The organism is Paraburkholderia sp. ZP32-5 (genome assembly GCF_021390495.1).
Classification (GTDB): Bacteria; Pseudomonadota; Gammaproteobacteria; order Burkholderiales; family Burkholderiaceae; genus Paraburkholderia.
In genome coordinates this window covers 4107882-4124571 of sequence record NZ_JAJEJP010000001.1, presented here as the reverse complement: position 1 = coordinate 4124571, position 16690 = coordinate 4107882, and the positions used below count along the sequence as shown (strand labels likewise).

The window sequence follows — 16690 nt, the reverse complement described above, 5'->3', positions numbered from 1 at the left end:
GACATCTCTAAAGGTTTCGTAAACGCCGCCGATATCACCAATGCATGGGTTCAGAGAAGGAACCAGGCGTCGAAGCGTTCGGGTTAGCACCTTCCGGTACTGGCTGGAAACGGATTGATAGCACTACGGGTAGCACTGCGGGCGAGGACGTTTCTCGCATGTTGGCCACGATCTTTCGCGTGATGGCGCGGCGGGAAGAGATCTGCGGTGGCCGGTGATCAAAATTTGAAGATTAAAAAGTCATGACATCTATCATCTCGCTGATGAGTCCGGACAAAGTCGCGGCAATGTCCACGACGCAGTTCCAGCAGCTAGGCAGCGCCGACATTGCGGCACTGACTACCGCGGACATCCAGCAGCTTTCAACCGACCAGCTCTCGGCGATCAACGCCTCCTACGTCGTCAACCTCAGCGCCGCGGCTATTGCGGCGCTGTCCAGCGCTCAGCTGGGGGGCTTGTCGACGACCCAGATCAAGGACCTGTCGACCTCGCAGGTTGCCGCACTCGGCACCTCTGCGCTGGTCGGCCTGACCACGAACCAGATCGGGATCCTGCAAACGGTCCAGCTCAAGGTTCTGACCACGGCGCAACTGAACAACCTCGGCACGACGAACCTGCAAGCGCTCGGGGCGCTGCAATCGGACGTCCAGGCACTGACGACCGCGCAACTGAACGGCTTGAACACCAGCAGCCTGCAGGCACTCGGCACCTCGGGCGTGTCGTCGCTGACGACGGCTCAGGTGGCTGGCCTGAATACGGCGAGCCTGCAAGGCCTGTCGACCGACCAGGTCGGCGCGATGAATTCGGGCGACGTCGCCGCGCTGACGACCGCGCAGCTGAACGGCATGGGCACCGCGAACCTGCAGGCGCTCGGCACGCTCGGTATCTCCGAACTGAAGACGAACCAGGTGGCGGGCCTGAACACGGCCAGCCTGCAAGGCCTGACGACCGACCAGATCGCCCAGCTCGCAGCCTCGACCGGCGACATCGGCGCGCTGACGACGGCGCAACTGAACGGCCTCGGCACGACCAACCTGCAAGCACTCGGCACGGCCGGCGTGTCGGCACTGAAGACGAACCAGGTCTCGGGTCTGAATACGGCCACGCTGCAGGCCCTGACGACCGACCAGATCGACTCGCTGGGCACCGCCGACGTACGCGCCCTGACGACCGCGCAACTGGCTGGTCTGGGCACGACCAACCTGTCGTCACTGACGACGACGGAAGTCGCCGCGCTGACCACCGCGCAACTGAACGCACTGGGCTCGGCTAACCTGCAAGCGCTCGGCACGGCGGGCGTCGCCGCGCTGACGACGGCACAGGTCGCTGGCCTGAGCACGGCCAGCCTGCAAGGCCTGTCGACCGACCAGATCGGCGCGCTGAGCACGACCGATGTCGCCGCACTGACGACGGCACAACTGAACGGCCTCGGCACGACCAACCTGCGCGCCCTCGGCACGACCGGCGTGTCGGCGCTGACGACGGCACAGGTCGCGGGTCTGAACACGGCCGCGCTGCAAGGCCTGAGCACCGACCAGATCGGCGCACTGAGCACGCTCGACGTCGCCGCGCTGACGACCGCGCAACTGAACGGTCTCGGCACGACGAACCTGCAAGCGCTCGGCACGACCGGCATCTCGGCACTGAAGACGAACCAGGTCGCCGGCCTGAACACGGCCACGCTGCAAGGCCTGACGACGGATCAAATCGGCTCGCTGAGCACGGCTGACGTGCGCGCGCTGACGAGCGCCCAATTGGCGGGCCTCGGCACGACCAACCTGTCGTCGCTGACGACGACGGAAGTCGCCGCGCTGACGACCGCGCAGCTGAACGCGCTGGGTTCGGCGAACCTGCAAGCCCTCGGCACGGCCGGCGTGTCGGCACTGACGACGGCACAGGTCGCGGGTCTGAGCACGGCTAGCCTGCAAGGCCTGAGCACCGACCAGATCGGCGCACTGAGCACGACCGACGTCGACGCGCTGACCACGGCGCAACTGAACGGCCTCGGCACGACCAACCTGCGCGCACTCGGCACGACCGGCGTGTCGGCGCTGACGACGGCACAAGTTGCGGGTCTGAACACGGCCGCGCTGCAAGGCCTGAGCACCGACCAGATCGGCGCACTGAGCACGCTCGACGTCGCCGCACTGACGACCGCACAGCTGAACGGCCTCGGCACGACCAACCTGCAAGCGCTCGGCACGACCGGCGTGTCGGCACTGACGACGGCACAGACGGCCGGCCTGAACACGGCTAGCCTGCAAGGCCTGAGCACCGACCAGATCGGCGCACTGAGCTCGACCGATGTCGGCGCACTGACGACGGCGCAACTGAACGGCCTCGGCACGACCAACCTGCAAGCACTCGGCACGACGGGCGTCTCCGAACTGAAGACGAACCAGATCGCCGGTCTGAACACGGCCACGCTGCAAGGCCTGACGACTGACCAGATCGCGCAACTGGCAACGTCGACGGTCGACATCGCCTCGTTGACGACCGCGCAGCTGAACGGCCTCGGCACGACCAACCTGCAAGCGCTCGGCACCGCAGGTATCTCCGAGCTGAAGACGAACCAGGTCGCGGGTCTGAGCACGGCCACGCTGCAAGGCCTGACGACCGACCAGATCGATTCGCTGGGCACCGCTGATGTGCGTGCACTGACGACCGCTCAACTGGCTGGCCTCGGCACGACGAACCTGTCGTCGCTGACAACGACGGAAGTCGCCGCGCTGACGACCGCGCAACTGAACTCGCTCGGTTCGGCCAACCTGCAAGCGCTCGGCACGACCGGTATCTCGGCACTGACGACGGCTCAAGTGGCAGGTCTGAGCACGGCAAGCCTGCAAGGCCTGTCGACCGACCAGATCGGCGCACTGAGCACGACGGATGTCGCCGCACTGACGACCGCGCAACTGAACGGCCTCGGCACGACCAACCTGCAAGCACTCGGCACGGCCGGCGTATCGGCACTGACGACGGCACAGGTCGCGGGTCTGAGCACGGCTAGCCTGCAAGGCCTGTCGACCGACCAGGTCGGCGCACTGAGCACGACCGACGTCGGCGCACTGACGACGGCACAGCTGAACGGCCTCGGCACGACGAACCTGCAAGCACTCGGCACGGCTGGTGTCTCGGCACTGAAGACGGCACAGGTCGCTGGCCTGAGCACGGCTACGCTGCAAGGCCTGACGACCGACCAGATCGGCGCGCTGAACTCGGGCGACGTTGGCGCACTGACGACGGCACAGTTGAACGGCCTCGGCACGACGAACCTGCAAGCGCTCGGCACGACCGGTATCTCGGAACTGAAGACGAACCAGATCGCCGGCCTGAACACCGCGACGCTGCAAGGCCTGACGACCGACCAGATCGATTCGTTGAGCACGGCTGATGTCCGCGCCCTGACGACCGCTCAACTGGCTGGTCTGGGCACGACGAACCTGTCGTCGCTGACGACGACGGAAGTCGCCGCACTGACGACCGCGCAGCTGAACTCGCTCGGCTCGGCCAACCTGCAAGCGCTCGGCACGACCGGTATCTCGGCACTGACGACGGCACAGGTCGCAGGTCTGAGCACGGCAAGCCTGCAAGGCCTGTCGACCGACCAGATCGGCGCACTGAGCACGACGGATGTCGCAGCACTGACGACCGCTCAACTGAATGGCCTCGGCACGACCAACCTGCAAGCTCTGGGCACGGCCGGCGTGTCGGCACTGACGACGGCACAGGTGGCAGGTCTGAACACGGCCGCGCTGCAAGGCCTGTCGACCGACCAGATCGGCGCACTGAGCACGACGGACGTCGCCGCACTGACCACGGCACAGCTGAACGGTCTGGGCACGACGAACCTGCAAGCTCTGGGCACGACCGGCGTATCGGCTCTGACGACGGCTCAGACGGCCGGCCTGAACACGGCTAGCCTGCAAGCGTTGACGACCGACCAGGTCGGCGCGCTGAACTCGAACGACGTTGGCGCACTGACGACGGCACAGCTGAACGGCCTCGGCACGACCAACCTGCAAGCGCTCGGCACGACCGGCATCTCGGAACTGAAGACGGGCCAGCTCGCCGGCCTGAACACGACGACGCTGCAAGCACTGACGACCGACCAGATCGCGCAACTGGCGACCTCGACGGCCGACATCGGCGCGTTGACGACGGCACAGTTGAACGGCCTCGGCACGACGAACCTGCAAGCGCTCGGCACGGCAGGTATCTCGGAGCTGAAGACGAACCAGGTCGCTGGCCTGAACACGGCGACGCTGCAGGGCCTGACGACTGACCAGATCGATTCGCTGAGCAGCGCGGACGTGCGTGCACTGACGACGGCGCAACTGGCCGGCCTCGGCACGACGAACCTCGCCGCACTGACGACGACCGAAGTGTCCAGCCTGACGACCGCGCAGCTGAACTCGCTCGGCTCGGCCAACCTGCAAGCGCTCGGCACGACCGGTATCTCGGCTCTGACGACGGCACAGGTCGCAGGTCTGAGCACGGCAAGCCTGCAAGGCCTGTCGACTGACCAGATCGGCGCACTGAGCACGACGGACGTCGCCGCACTGACCACGGCACAGCTGAACGGTCTGGGCACGACCAACCTGCAAGCTCTGGGCACGTCGGGCGTCTCGGCACTGACGACTGCACAGGTCGCGGGTCTGAGCACGGCAAGCCTGCAAGGCCTGTCGACTGACCAGATCGGCGCACTGAGCACGACCGACGTCGGCGCACTGACGACGGCACAGCTGAACGGCCTCGGCACGACCAACCTGCAAGCCCTCGGCACGGCCGGCGTCTCGGCACTGAAGACGGCGCAGGTCGCTGGCCTGAGCACGGCTACGCTGCAAGGCCTGACGACCGACCAGATCGGCGCGCTGAACTCGGGCGACGTCGGCGCACTGACGACGGCACAGCTGAACGGCCTCGGCACGACGAACCTGCAAGCCCTCGGCACGACCGGTATCTCGGAGCTGAAGACGAACCAGGTCTCTGGCCTGAACACGGCTAGCCTGCAAGCACTGACGACCGACCAGATCGGCGCGTTGGGATCGGCTGACGTCCGCGCCCTGACGACCGCGCAACTGGCAGGTCTGGGTACGACGAACCTCGCCGCGCTGACGACGACGGAAGTCGCCAGCCTGACGACCGCGCAGTTGAACGCGCTGGGTTCGGCGAACCTGCAAGCTCTCGGCACGACCGGCGTCTCGGCACTGACGACGGCACAGGTCGCGGGTCTGAGCACGGCTAGCCTGCAAGGTCTGAGCACCGACCAGGTCGGCGCACTGAGCACGACGGACGTCGCCGCACTGACCACGGCGCAGCTGAACGGTCTGGGCACGACGAACCTGCAAGCTCTGGGCACGACGGGTGTCGCGGCACTGACGACGGCACAGGTCGCGGGTCTGAGCACCGCCACGCTGCAGGGCCTGACGACCGACCAGATCGGCGCGTTGAGCTCGACCGACGTAGGCGCGTTGACGACGGCACAGCTGAACGGCCTGAACACGACGAACCTGCAAGCTCTCGGCACGACCGGTATCTCCGAGCTGAAGACGAGCCAGGTCGCTGGCCTGAACACGGCAAGCCTGCAAGGCCTGACGACGGATCAGATCGGCGCGCTGAACTCGGCTGACGTGGGTGCGTTGACGACGGCACAGCTGAACGGCCTTGGCACGACGAACCTGCAAGCCCTCGGCACGACCGGTATCTCCGAGCTGAAGACGAGCCAGGTGACGGGTCTGAACACGGCCAGCCTGCAAAGCCTGACGACCGACCAGATCGGCGCGCTGGGCTCGGCTGACGTCCGCGCCCTGACGACCGCGCAACTGGCGGGTCTGGGCACGACGAACCTCGCCGCGCTGACGACGGATGAAGTCGCCAGCCTGACGACGGCGCAACTGAACGCGCTGGGTTCGGCGAACCTGCAAGCTCTGGGCACGACCGGCATCTCGGCGCTGACGACGAGCCAGGTCGCGGGTCTGAACACCGCGGCGCTGCAAGGTCTGAGCACCGACCAGATCGGCGCACTGAGCACGACGGACGTCGCGGCACTGACGACGGCACAGCTGAACGGCCTCGGCACGACGAACCTGCAAGCACTGGGTACGACGGGCGTCTCGGCACTGACGACGGCACAGGTCGCTGGCCTGAACACGGCTAGCCTGCAAGGCCTGACCACCGATCAGATCGGTTCGCTCAGCACGACGGATGTCGGCGCGCTGACCACGGCACAGCTGAACGGCCTCGGCACGACCAACCTGCAAGCTCTGGGCACGACCGGTGTGTCGGCTCTGAAGACGAACCAGGTGGCGGGTCTGAGCACGGCAACGCTGCAGAACCTGACGACCGATCAGATCGGCTCGCTGGGTTCGGCTGACGTGGCTGCGCTGACGACGGCACAGCTGAACGGTCTCGGTACGACCAACCTGCAAGCCCTCGGCACGACCGGTATCTCCGAGCTGAAGACGAACCAGGTGGCGGGCCTGAGCACGGCCAGCCTGCAAGGCCTGACGACGGATCAGATCGGCGCGCTGGGTACGGCAGGCGTGCGGGCTCTGACGACCGCGCAACTGGCGGGTCTGGGCACGACGAACCTCGCCGCGCTGAGCACGACGGAAGTCGCCAGCCTGACGACGGCGCAACTGAACGCGCTGGGTTCGGCGAACCTGCAAGCTCTCGGCACGACCGGCGTCTCGGCTCTGACGACGGCACAGGTCGCGGGTCTGAGCACGGCAGCGCTGCAAGGTCTGAGCACTGACCAGATCGGCGCTCTGAGCACGACGGATGTTGGCGCACTGACCACGGCACAGCTGAACGGTCTGGGCACGACCAACCTGCAGGCTCTCGGCACGACCGGTATCGCGGCACTGACGACGGGTCAGGCAGCGGGTCTGAACACGGCTAGCCTGCAAGGCCTGTCGACCGACCAGATCGGCGCGTTGAACGCGAACGATGTGGGCGCGCTGACGACCGCGCAGCTGAACGGTCTCGGTACGACGAACCTGCAAGCCCTCGGCACGACCGGTATCTCGGAGCTGAAGACGAGCCAGATCGCCGGCCTGAACACCGCCGCGCTGCAGGCTCTGACGACCGACCAGGTCGCGCAGCTGGCATCGTCGACGGCTGACATGGGTGCGCTGACGACCGCGCAGCTGGCGGGCCTCGGCACGACCAACCTGGTAGCCCTCGGCACCGCTGGTGTCTCGGTGCTGAAGACGAACCAGGTGGCCGGTCTGAGCACCGCGACGCTGCAGGCTCTGTCGACCGATCAGATCGCGCAGTTGGCGACCTCGACGGCTGACATCGCCGCGCTGACGACCGCGCAGTTGAACGGTCTCGGCACGACGAACCTGCAGGCCCTGGGCACGACGGGTATTGCTGAGTTGAAGACCAGCCAGGTGGCGGGTCTGAGCACGACGCAGTTCACGTCCCTGACCACGGATCAGCTGTCGGCTCTGACGACCGCTCAGGTTAATTCGTTGACGTCGGCTCAGCTCAATGCGCTGGGTACCGATGACATCAAGTACCTGAACATCGCCTAAGCGTTCCAAGCAGTGATCGCCCCGGTGTCGCCAGACGAGCGTAGCAATACTCGTCTGGCGCGCCGGGGCGAAGTTATCTGGTGACTAGCGAAGCCTTCAAACTATGACTTCATCGATCATTTCATCGCTCACCGCTGCTCAAGTCAGCGTCATGACGACCACGCAGTTTGCGCAGATGTCGACCGCCGACGTGGCGGCTCTGACCACGGCGGATGTCGTGCTTCTGAGCAGCAACCAGCTCGGCGCGCTCGCGCCATCGTCGGTCGTGACACTGAGCACCGCGGCAATGGCCTTGCTCAGCTCCGAGCAGTTGAGCGGTTTTTCGACCGCTGAAGTCCAGGCGCTGAAAACCTCGCAATTGAATGCGTTGAACAGCGCGTCGTTTCAAAGCCTGTCTTATGCCGACATCGCTGCGTTGGGCACCGCGCAGTTGAAGGGTCTCGGCACGACACAGATCCAGAACCTCACGTCCACGCAGATCCAGGCGTTGGGCGCGACGGGCGTCGCGGTGCTGAGCACCGCGCAATTGGCCGCACTGGGTTCGGCCGGCGTGAACGCGCTGACCACGGACCAGCTGCAGGCACTGAAAACATCGCAGATCGCAGGCCTGAAGGCCGTCATGTCCAACCTCGGCACGGCCGAGGTGCAGGCGCTGTCGACTGCCTATATCGCCGCATTGAACACCGCGCAGATCTCCGCGCTCGGCACCGCGCAAGTGGCCGCGCTGACGACCGCGCAAGTGCAGGCGCTGACCGCCGCGCAGCTGAACGCGCTCGGCACCGCGCAGCTGCAAGCGCTGTCGACCACCGATATTTCGGTGCTGCGCACCGCGCAGGTGTTGAACCTTGCGACCGCGCAGCTCTCGCACCTGACTTCGACTCAGGTGCAGGCGCTCAACACGTCCGACCTCGATACGCTCAGCGCCGCGCAACTCGGCTCGTTGAGCACGGCGAGCGTCGCCAACCTGAGCACCACGCAAATCCAGGCGCTGCTGACTCGCCAGATCTCCGGCTTGAGTACCGCGCAACTGGCTAACCTGAGCACGACGCAGATCCAGGCGCTGTCGACGGCGGCGCTTGCCGTGTTGAAGACCGCGCAGATCGCGGCGCTGAGCACGACCAGCATCGCGGCGTTCACGTCGAGCCAGGCGCAGGCGTTCACCGCGACGCAGCTGAACGCGCTGGGCGCGGCACAGTTGCAGGCGTTCTCGACCGCTGACGTCGCGGCGCTGCGGACCGTGCAGATCGCGAGCCTCAATACCGCGCACATTGCGAATCTGACCTCCGCGCAGGTCCAGGCGCTCGGCACCGGCGGCCTGCAATTGCTGAGCGCCGCGCAGATCGGCGCGCTGAACACGGCGGCCGTCGCGAATCTGAGCACCGATCAGCTGCAGGCGCTGAAGACCAGCCAGATCGTCGGCTTGACCACGTCGCAGCTGGTGAATCTGTCGACGACGCAGATCCAGTCGCTGCTCAACAGCGATCTCGCGGTACTGAAAACCGCGCAGGTGGCCGGGCTGGATGTCGCCGCGTTGACGTCGGCGCAAGTGCAGTCGCTGGGCACCGCGACGCTGAACGCGCTGAGCTCGTCGCAGATGCAGATGCTGTCGACGGATGACATCGCCGCGCTGGGCACCAAACAGATCGCGAGTCTGAACACCGCTCACGTCAGCTATCTGAACTCGTCGCAAGCCGCGGCGCTGAGCACCTCGGATGTCCAGGCGCTGAGCACCGCGCAACTGAACGCGCTGAGTGCATCGGCCCTGTCCAACCTGAGCAGCGATCAGGTGCAGGCGCTGAAGACGAACCAGATCGCCGGCTTGAGCACGGCGAGCGTCGCCAACCTGAGCACGACGCAAATCCAGGCATTGTCGACCACCGACGTCGCCGCGCTGAAGACCGCGCAGATGGGTGCGCTGGGCACGGCCGGCATCGCCGCGATGTCGTCGACGCAAGTCCGCGCGCTGAACACCGCGAGCCTGAACGCGATGAGCTCGACGCAGTTGCAGACGTTGTCGAGCGACGATATCGCCGCGCTGACCGCGAAGCAGATCGCGGGTCTCGCCACCGCGCAGGTCTCGCATCTGACGACCTCGCAAGCCGTGGCGCTGGGCAGCGCCGGCATCCAGAGTCTGAACACCGCGCAGATCGGCGCGCTCGGCGCGGCGAACGTCGCCAAGCTGACGACCGACCAGATCGAGGCGCTGAAGACCAACCAGATCGCCGGCCTGAACGCGGCCGAATTGTCGGCGATGACGACCGACCAGTTGCAGGCGCTGACGACCGCCGATGTCGCCGCGCTGAAGACCGCGCAAGTCGCGGCGCTGGGCACGAAGGGCATCGCCGCGTTGACCAGCAGCGAAGTACAAGGCCTGAGCGCGGCGACGCTCAATTCGTTGACGACCGCGCAGCTTCAGACGCTGTCGACCGACGATATCGCCGCGTTGAAGACCAATCAGATTTCCGGTCTGAACACCGCGCAGATTTCCAGCCTGACGACCGATCAGGTCGGCGCGCTGTCCACTGCCGACGTGCAGAAGCTGAACACCGCGCAAGTGATCGCGCTCGGCTCGGCCGGCGTGGGCGCGCTGAGCTCGACCCAGGTGACGACGTTGAGCGCCAGCCAGTTGAACGCGATGAGTTCGTCGCAGATCGGCGCGCTGGGCACGACCGGCGTCTCCGAATTGCTGACCTCGCAGATCAAGGCGCTGAGCACCAAACAGATCGCCTCGCTGACGAGCGACCAGATCGGCGCGTTGGGCACGACCGGCATCAGCGTGCTGAGCGCTGCGCAGATGGTCGCGCTGGGCTCGGCGGGCACCGCCGCGCTGACCACCGATCAGGTGCAGTCGCTCGGTACCGCCGCGCTGAACGGCCTGACCGCGAGCGAAGTGCAGGCGCTGAGCACCGACGCGATCGCCGCGCTGAGCACGACCCAGGTTGCCGCGCTCGGCACGCGTCAGATCGCGAGCCTCAGCTCGGCTCAGGTCGTCGCGATGAGCGCCGATATTCCGGCACTGAGCGCGACGCAAGTCGGCGCGCTGGGCTCGGCCAACGTGGCCGCGATGACGAGCGGCGAAATCCAGGCGTTGGGCACCGCACAGGTGACCGGCCTGACCACCGCCGAGCTGTCCGCGCTGAGTACCGACCAGGTGCAGGTGCTGTCGAACGCCGCGATCGCCGCGTTGAAGACCCAGCAGATCGTCGCGCTCGGCTCGAACGGCGCCGCCGCGCTGACCACCGACCAGATCCAGTCGCTGTCCACCGCGAGCCTGAACGCGCTGACGTCGACCCAGGTCTCGTATCTGGGCACCGATGCGATCGGCGCGTTGACGACCTCGCAGGTTTCCGGCCTGAGCACCGCGCAGATCGCCGCGCTGAGCGCCGACCAGCTCGCCGCGCTCGGCACGGCCGACATCAGCATCCTGAGCAACACGCAGCTCGCGGCGCTCGGTTCGAGCGGCATTACCGCGCTCAGCAGCGACCAGATCCAGGCGCTCAGCACCACGCAGGTTGCCAACCTGACCACCGACGAAATGTCCGGTCTGACGAGCAGCCAGGTGCAGTCGTTGTCGACGGCCGACGTGGCCGCGCTGAAGACCGCCCAGGTGGTGGCGCTCGGCTCGAACGGCATCAACGCGCTGAGCACCGATCAGATCCAGTCGCTCGGCACTGCCGCGCTGAACGCGCTGACGTCCGCGCAGGTCACGTATCTGAGCACCGATGACGTGGCGGCGTTGACGACCACGCAGATCGCGGGCCTCAGCTCGACGCAGCTGACCAGCCTGAGCGCGACGCAGATCCAGACCCTGAGCTCGACCCAGTTGAACGCGCTGAAGACCGCGCAGGTCGTGGCGCTCGGTTCGGCCGGCGTGGTGGCGCTGACTTCGACGCAGATCGCCGGCCTGAGCACCGCGGCGCTGAACGCATTCACGTCGACCCAGTTGCAGGCTCTGACGACCGACGAAATCGGCGAACTCAGCAGTACGCAGCTGGCGGGTCTGAAGACCTCGCAAGTCGCGAACCTGACCTCGACGCAGGTACAGGCGCTGGGCTCGGCGGGCATCGCGATGCTGAGCACCGCGCAGATCACCGCGCTCGGCTCGAACGGCGTGTCGTCGCTGACGACCGACCAGATCGCGGCGCTCGGCACCGCGCAGCTTGGCGGCTTGAGCAACACGGAACTGGCGAATCTGTCGTCGACGCAAGTGCAGACGTTGAGCACCAGCCAGATTCAGTCGCTGAGTACCGCGCAGATCGCGGCGCTCGGTTCGAACGGCATCGCCGCGCTGACCTCGGCGCAGATGCAAGGGCTGAGCACGACCGCGGTGGGCGCGCTGACGTCTACTCAGGTGCAGGCGCTGTCGACCGATGACATCGGCAACCTGAGCCTCACGCAACTGGCCGCGCTGAAGACCTCGCAGGTAGCGAATCTGACCTCGTCGCAGATGCAAGGGCTGTCGCTGACGCAGCTTCCGGCGCTGAGCACCGCGCAGATCCAGGCGATCAGTTCGTCGGGAATTCAGGCGCTGAGCTCGACGCAGATACAATCTCTGACGACGACCGAACTGGCCGCACTGAGTTCGTCGCAGATCCTGGCATTCTCGACCGATGACATAGCCGCATTGAGCTCGCAGCAGCAGGCGAGCCTGAATACGACGGGGCTGACCTCGGCGCAAATCCAGGCGTTGAATCTCTAGCCACATCCTGCCGGCCCGTGAAATGACGGGATCACGGGCCGGCAGGCGCTTTCGACCGCATCATGAACCAATCTATCGCCTTCGTTGAATCCGAGTTTTCGAGCAGAATCCTGGCCGCGTGGCGGGGTACGTTGTCGCTGGCCGAGCTGATCGACTACGGCAACCGGCTGACGAACGAGGGCTTGCATGAGTTGTCGGTGGTGCTCTATCAGACCTGGGTCGAGCACAACAACACGGCGTTCAACCATTTCGCGCTGTTCAATCTGGGCGCCGCCTACGACCGGATGGGCCGCCTCGAAGACGCGAAGCGCGTGTATCGCAGCGCGATCGATCTGTCTCCTTCGTTCGTCCAGCCGCACTTCAACCTGGGGCTGGTGTATGAGCGTCTGAAGCAGCCGCAGGCCGCGCTGGCCGAATGGCAATGGGTCGCCAACACGGTCTCGATGCACGACCAGGAAGGCGCGGCGCACCGGTTGATGGCGATGAACAACCTCGCGCGCCTGTTCGAGAACGAGCGCCAGTACGGCGATGCGCTCGACTGGCTGCGCAAGAGTCTGGAAGTCAATCCGAACCAGACCGACGTGCTGCATCACTGGGTGTTCCTGCGCGCGAAGATGTGCGAATGGCCGGTCTACGCGGTGCCGCCGAACGTCGACCCCGCGTTGATGATCCAGTCCACCTCGGCGCTCGCGATGATTTCGCAGTCCGACGACCCCGAGGCGCAACTGGTGGCCGCGCGCCACTATGTCACCAACAAGGTCAATCTGACGCTGCCGGCGCTGTCGAACGGACATGCCTATGGGCACAAGAAGCTGCGCGTCGGCTATCTGTCGTCGGATTTCAGCCTGCATCCGGTGTCGATGCTGATGGTGCAGCTATTCGAGCTGCACGATCGCGAGCATTTCGAGGTGTACGGCTATTGCTGGTCGCCCGAGGACGGTTCGGCGCTGCGCCAGCGCGTGATTGCCGCGATGGACCATTTCCAGCGTATCGATCAGATGAGCGACGCGGACGTGGCGCGCCTGATCCGCGAGCAGGAAATCGACATCCTCGTCGATCTGCAAGGGCAGACCTTCGGTGCCCGTCCCGACATTCTGTCGGCCCGGCCCGCGCCGGTGCAGATCACGTATCTGGGCTTGCCGGCCACTACCGGCTTCCCGTTCATCGACTACGTGATCGCCGACGAATACCTGATTCCGCCGCAATTCGCGCCGTACTACAGCGAGAAGCCGCTGTATATGCCGGACATCTATCAGGTGAGCGACCGCAAGCGCGTGATCGCCGAAGCGCCGACGCGCGAAAGTCTCGGCTTGCCGGCGGAAGGCCTGGTGTTCTGTTCGTTCAACAACAACTACAAGTTCACGCCGCAAATGTTTGAGGTATGGATGAACATTCTGCGGCGCGTGCCGGACAGCGTGCTGTGGCTGCTGTCGGACAATCGCTGGGCCGAAGCGAATCTGCGCAAGGAGGCTGAAGCGCGTGGTATCGACGGCAGCCGTCTGGTGTTTGCGACGCGCACGTGGCCGGAGATGTTCCTCGCGCGCATGAGCATCGCCGATCTGTTCCTCGATTCGTTCCCGTTCAATGCCGGCACCACGGCCAACGACGCGTTGTGGGCCGGCTTGCCGCTGGTCACGTGCTCCGGCCGCTCGTTTGCCGCGCGCATGGCCGGTGCGCTGTTGACCGCGGCCGGACTCAGCGAGCTGATCTCGACCGATCTGCGTAGCTACGAGGAGAAGGCCGTGGCGCTCGCGCAGTCTGCCGACGAGCGGCAGCGCTTGCGCGCGGTACTGGCCGAGACGAAGGAAAGCGGCGCGCTGTTCGATACGCCCAAATTCGTTCGCAATCTGGAGCAGCGCTTTGGCGAGCTGGTCAGCGCGCTGGGGTGAGGCGGGCATCGCCGCCATTCATCGCTAATGCGGCGACGGGCGGCGAAGAGTAACGATGCTGGGCCACGCTCGTGGCCCGGTAAAAACGGCAGCAGCGGCGACCTACGCCTGCTGCAAGCGCTCGATCATCTGGCCTCGCAGGTCGATGTACTTCACGTAGTAGTCGTGGAACGTGGTACTGAGCGCGGCCTGTTTCAACGCATCCAGCGTGACCATCTCATCGCGGAATTTGCCGTTCAGCAGGTTGTTGTCCGCCGGCAATTTGATCGGGTTGTAGTTGCGCACCTTCCAGTTCGACGGCTCCAGGCTCAGCAGCAGCGAAACGATCCGCTCGATTACGAAGATTTTCGCCGGCGTCGGCGGCACGTATTGGGTCGGCGCATTGAGCCGCTGCGCCAGCTCGCCGCGGCCCGATTCCGCGCAGCGGAAAATCACCTCGCACAGTTCGAACCAGCGCCGCCAGAAGCGCGGCTTCGCGACGAAGTAGTTGCAGTACACCGTCTGCATCGAACTCATCAGCATGCCGTGCGTCAGCGTGTTCGCATTCATGCCCGGCGCGACCATCGCGATCGCGTCGCCGATCGTGTGCATGATGCCGGGATGCCAGAACTCCGCCTGCTCGAACACATTCTTGAAGAAGGCCGCGTTGCTGAAATACGGCGAGAACGTGACGACGTCCACGTCGTCGGGCGTGCTGTCCAGGAACGCGTTGACCTGCGCGGAAGTCAAGCCGGTCTTCTCGGCGAATTTCGGCGACAGGAAGCCATAGCGCGTATCGGGCGCCAGCGGGTGCGTCAGCAAAAAGCGGCGGATCGGCCCGTATTCATACCAGTCCGGACGTTGTCCGGAGTTATCCAGCGGAATGAAGCCGGGGTCGAGCATCGCCCGGGTTTGCGACGAGTAGTAGATCTGGTGGACGGCGTGGTTCATGCGTTGAAAACAGGGCTCCAAGGCTCCGCGTTTCGATACGTGTGCATCGCACGCTATGTTCCGAGTGCCGGCCGTTGGCCGATTCGGCAATAAGAAGGGCGTTTCCGGCTTTTCTTCAGCGATCCAGCAGAGGCGAAATCAGTAGACTGAATAGGATCCCGTCGATTCGTTCTTTTCTCGCGATGTCTCATTCGAGTTTTACGCGAGAAATGCCGCGAGCGCGGGCTGCACTATAAAACGTTTACTTCGCACTGAGCAGGATGCGCGTTCATGAATCAATCTTCCAGCGGGCAGGCACTCCCGAAAGCGCTTGGCGTACTGCTGTGCTACAACGACGCCGAAATGCTGTCGGAGGCGATCGACTGGCTGTTGCTGAACCGGCATGACGTGATCGCACTGGATCACGGCTCGGACGACGGCACGGCCGCGGTACTCGACAAATACCGGCATCGGCTGGTGGAAAGAATTTTCCTGCCGCGCGATTTCGACTTCTACAAGCTCTACGAGACGATGTCCCGTCACCTGATGTCGCAATACATCGCGCGCTATGACTGGATTTCCTGGCCCGACCAGGATGAACTGCTCGAAGGCCCCGATCGCAGCAAGTCCTACTACGATCATCTGGTCGACGTGTTCAATTCGCCGTACGACTGGATTCAGTTCAACAACCAGAACTTCTGGTTCACCGACGAAGACGATGCGCGCATCGCGTTGCCCACGCAACGAATCCGCCATTACTCGATCGTGCCGGATTGCGCGCCGCGCATTCGCTCATGGCGCGCGTCGTCGACCAATGTCCGCTGGTTCAATCACAATCCGCCGGAAGGCAAACCGGTGCCGGTGCGCTTCAATCTGCGTCACTATCCGATGCGCAGCGCGGAGCAGGCGGCTAAACGTCTCGATAAGGATCGCGCGGACCTGCGCCGCGGCAACGCGAATTTCCACTACGAGAACATGAAGAAGAACCGCAACATTCTTCATATCGACGCGTCGCAGCTGCATTTCGACGATGGCAAGTCGGAGCTGTCCGTCGAGCCGAAATTCAACTGGCGTGATGTGTACGGGAACGGAGCTGTCCCGGAGTAGGTTTCGCGTGGCACCCTGCTTTGAGGCGGCGGGGCGTTCCTGGCTAGCAGCGCTTCTTGCCCGAGTTCGAATGCTGCTCCGGTTGGCTCCGGGGTTGCATCAGCATCGGCTTCCGCATCTGCATCAGGTTCAGTAACGCCCAGCCTCCAGCACCGGCTCACCGCGCAGCTCGTCGCGGATCTCCGTCGAAGAAATGCCCTCGGTGCGCGGCAGATAGACCACTTCGCAATACGGCTTCAGAAAGTCGAATTTGCCTAGCCAGTCGTCGCCCATTACGAAGATGTCGGCGCCATAGGCCTGCACGTCGCCGACCTTCTGTTCCCAGTTCTTTTCTTCGATTACCAGATCGACGTAACGACACGCTTCCAGCACCGCCTTGCGGTTCGCGAAATCGAGCATCGCGCTTTTCTTCTTCAGCGCGTTGAACTCGTCGTTGGACAGACCGACGATCAGCCGATCGCCTAGTGCCTTCGCGCGCGACAGCAAGCGGATGTGACCGGCATGCAGCACGTCGAACGTGCCATACGTAATCACGGTTTTCATCGCCG

General features: G+C 64.9%; 6 protein-coding genes. 4 read left to right on the top strand and 2 right to left on the bottom strand.

Annotation, left to right across the window (positions count from 1 at the left end):
* Window positions 1–242: 242 nt before the first annotated feature.
* From L0U82_RS17985 to L0U82_RS17975, 3 genes are all read left to right on the top strand, one after another.
* A complete protein-coding gene (locus L0U82_RS17985) occupies window positions 243–7538 on the top strand; it encodes a heme utilization protein (protein ID WP_233832749.1) in 7296 nt (2431 codons plus the stop codon).
* Window positions 7539–7641: 103 nt separating this feature from the next.
* Window positions 7642–12237, top strand: coding sequence for a beta strand repeat-containing protein (locus L0U82_RS17980; RefSeq protein ID WP_233832747.1), 4596 nt, complete (start codon window positions 7642–7644; stop codon window positions 12235–12237).
* A 62-nt stretch (window positions 12238–12299) separates the two neighbouring features.
* The gene (locus L0U82_RS17975) at window positions 12300–14126 is read left to right on the top strand and encodes an O-linked N-acetylglucosamine transferase, SPINDLY family protein (protein WP_233832745.1); all 1827 of its coding nucleotides are present in this window, start codon (window positions 12300–12302) and stop codon (window positions 14124–14126) included.
* A 102-nt stretch (window positions 14127–14228) separates the two neighbouring features.
* Here L0U82_RS17975 and L0U82_RS17970 read toward each other — a convergent pair whose 3' ends face one another.
* The gene (locus L0U82_RS17970) at window positions 14229–15056 is read right to left on the bottom strand and encodes a hypothetical protein (protein ID WP_233832743.1); all 828 of its coding nucleotides are present in this window, start codon (window positions 15054–15056) and stop codon (window positions 14229–14231) included.
* A gap of 270 nt (window positions 15057–15326) precedes the next feature.
* Here L0U82_RS17970 and L0U82_RS17965 point away from each other — a divergent pair, with 270 nt between their 5' ends.
* Window positions 15327–16142, top strand: coding sequence for a glycosyltransferase family 2 protein (locus tag L0U82_RS17965; protein WP_233832741.1), 816 nt, complete (start codon window positions 15327–15329; stop codon window positions 16140–16142).
* Window positions 16143–16271: 129 nt separating this feature from the next.
* On the opposite strand, the gene tagD is transcribed toward L0U82_RS17965, so the two are convergent.
* Window positions 16272–16685 carry a glycerol-3-phosphate cytidylyltransferase gene (gene tagD / locus L0U82_RS17960; protein WP_233832739.1) on the bottom strand — a complete coding sequence of 138 codons (414 nt, stop codon included), beginning with the start codon at window positions 16683–16685 and terminating at the stop codon, window positions 16272–16274.
* Between the last annotated feature and the right edge of the window lie 5 nt (window positions 16686–16690).